1 protein-coding gene and 1 pseudogene are annotated in these 2,769 nt (G+C 76.9%); both read left to right on the top strand.

Features of this window, described 5'->3' with window-relative positions:
* The coding region (locus AE652_RS39055) for a beta-ketoacyl reductase (RefSeq protein ID WP_159028696.1) at nt 1-1,096 on the top strand (1,096 nt) is incomplete at its 5' end.
* Nucleotides 1,093-2,769: pseudogene (locus AE652_RS39050) on the top strand (type I polyketide synthase); the annotation flags it as partial. The gene AE652_RS39055 and the pseudogene AE652_RS39050, both read left to right, overlap by 4 nt.

The raw sequence follows: 2,769 nt of genomic DNA, 5'->3' as shown, positions 1-2,769 counted from the left end.
CGAACTGACCGGGCTCGGCGCCGAGGTGGCGTTCGCGGCCGTGGACGTCGCCGACCGGGCCGCCGTCGCCGCGATGATCGCGGCGGTCCCCGCCCGGCGCCCGCTGACCGCCGTGATCCACGCCGCCGGCGTGGTGGACGACGCGCCCGTCGCCTCGCTCACCCCCGCGCGGATCGACCGGGTGATGCGGGTCAAGGCCGACGGCGCCTGGCACCTGCACGAGCTGACCGCCGGTCACCCGCTCACCGCCTTCGTCCTGGTCTCCTCGGTGATGGGGACGCTCGGCGGCGCCGGCCAGGGCGGCTACACCGCCGCCAACGCCTTCCTCGACGGGCTCGCCCGGCACCGCCGCGCCCAGGGCCTGCCCGCCCTCGCGCTGGCCTGGGGCCTGTGGGGCGACCCGGACGGCATGCTGGGCGCCCTCGGCGACGCCGACCGCGCCCGCTTCGCCCGGGCCGGGCTGGTGGAGATCGACCCCGGGCACGGCCTGGCCCTGCTGGACGCGGCGCTGCCGTCACCGCACGCCGTCCTGGTGCCCGCCCGGCTCGACCGCGAGGTCCTGCGCGACCTGGGACCGGACCTCCCGCCGGTGCTGCGCGAGGTGGTGGCGACCGCCGGAGCGGGGCGGGGCGAGAACGGCCCGACGCCACGGCGGCACCGCCCGCTGCGCGAGGAGCTGGGCGGCCTGACCGCCGGTGAACGCGCCGACGCCCTGGCCGACCTGGTCCGGACCCACATGGCCGCCGTCCTGGGCTCCCGGCCCGAGGCGATCCCGGACGACCGGCCGTTCGGCGAGCTCGGCTTCGACTCGCTCACCTCGGTCGAGTTCCGCAACCGCCTCGGCACGGCGACGGGGCTGAAGCTCCCGCTCACCCTGCTGTTCGAGGCGCCGACGCTGCCCGAGCTGGTCGCCGTCCTGGACGCCGGGATCGCCCCGCCCGTCCAGGAGACCGGGCCGGCTGAGGGAATCGGGCCCGAGCCGGCCGCCGGGGAGTGCGACCAGGACGCGACGGCCCTCGACGAGGACGTGGCGGCCCTCGTCGAGGCCGCGACCGCCGAGGAGCTCCTCGACTTCATCGACCGCGAGCTCATCTGACCCCGGTCCGCCGCCCCACCCCCCACCCCCTACGACCACGAGCCCACCAGATCCCCACGGAGGACCGATCCGTCATGGCATCAGCATCGGACGAGAAGCTGCTCGGATACCTCAAGCGCCTCACCCTCGACCTGCACGAGGCGCGCGGGCGCCTGCGCGAGCTGGAGGAGGGGGAGCGGGAGCCGATCGCGATCGTCGGCATGGCGTGCCGGTACCCGGGCGGGGTCGACTCGCCCGACGCGCTGTGGCGGCTGCTGGCCGAGGGCGGGGAGAGCGTCGGCGCGTTCCCCCGTGACCGGGGCTGGGAGGAGGGGCTGTACGACCCCGAGGGCGGCGGCCGGAGCCTGACCGGTTCCGGCGGATTCCTGTACGACGCGGCCGAGTTCGACGCCGGCTTCTTCGGGATCAGCCCGCGTGAGGCGATGGCATGGACCCGCAGCAGCGGCTGCTGCTGGAGACCGCCTGGCGGGCCTTCGAGGACGCCGGGATCGACCCGGAGTCGGTGCGCGACACCGAGACCGGGGTGTTCGCCGGCCTGTCGAACCTCGACTACGGGCTGGGGCGCGGCGAGGTGCCCGAGGAGGCCGAGGGCTTCCTGACCACCGGGGCGGTGGGCGGCGCGGCGTCCGGCCGGATCTCGTACACGCTCGGCCTGCGCGGTCCGGCGATCACCGTGGAGACGGCCTGTTCGTCCTCGCTGGTCGCGCTGCACCTGGCGGTCCGGTCGCTGCGCGGCGGCGAGTGCGCGATGGCGCTGGCGGGCGGGGCGACGGTCATGTCCACCCCGCAGCTGTTCACCGAGTTCACCAGGATGCAGGGCGTGGCGCCGGACGGCCGGTGCCGCCCGTTCTCGGCCGGGGCCGGCGGCAGCGGGCTCTCCGAGGGCGTGGGCGTGCTGCTGCTGGAACGGCTGTCGGACGCGCGGCGGCGCGGCCACCCGGTGCTGGCCGTGGTGCGCGGCAGCGCGGTGAACCAGGACGGCGCCAGCAACGGCTTCACCGCGCCGAGCGGGTCGGCGCAGCAGCGGGTCATCCGGCAGGCGCTGGCGGACGCCCGGCTGTCGCCCGGCGACGTCCAGGTGGTGGAGGCGAGCAGCACCGGCACGGAGCTCGGCGACCCGATCGAGGCGCGCGCCCTGCTGGCCGCCTACGGGCAGGACCGGGACCGGCCGCTGCGGCTGGGCTCGCTGAAGCCCAACATCGGGCACTCCCAGGCGGCGGCGGGCGTCGCCGGGGTGATCAAGACGGTGCTGTCGATGCGTCACGGCACGCTCCCCGCCACCCTGTACGCGGACGAGCCCACCCCGCACGTCGACTGGTCGGCGGGCGCGGTCGAGCTGGTCGCCGAGCGGGCCGCCTGGCCGGGGACGGCCGGGCCCAGGCGGGCCGGGGTGTCCTCGCAGGGCATCAGCGGCACCAACGCCCACGTGATCATCGAGGAGGCCCCGGCCGCCTTGGAGGCGGGGGAGACCGGGGACGGGGAGGCCGGTCCGGGCGGGCCGCGGCTGCTGACCCTGTCCGCCAAGTCGCCGGCCGCGCTCGCCGAACTCACCGACCGCTACACCGAGTTGCTCGCGGGCGACGGGCCGGGCGCGGACGGCGGGTCCGGCTTGGCGGCGGTCTGCCGGGCCACCGGCCTCGGCCGGGCGCACTTCCCGCACCGGCTGACGGCCG

This window comes from Kitasatospora sp. MY 5-36 (genome assembly GCF_001182915.1).
Taxonomy (GTDB): Bacteria; Actinomycetota; Actinomycetes; order Streptomycetales; family Streptomycetaceae; genus Kitasatospora.
The sequence above is the reverse complement of the archived record's forward strand: the minus strand, read 5'-3'. Positions and strand labels throughout refer to the sequence as shown.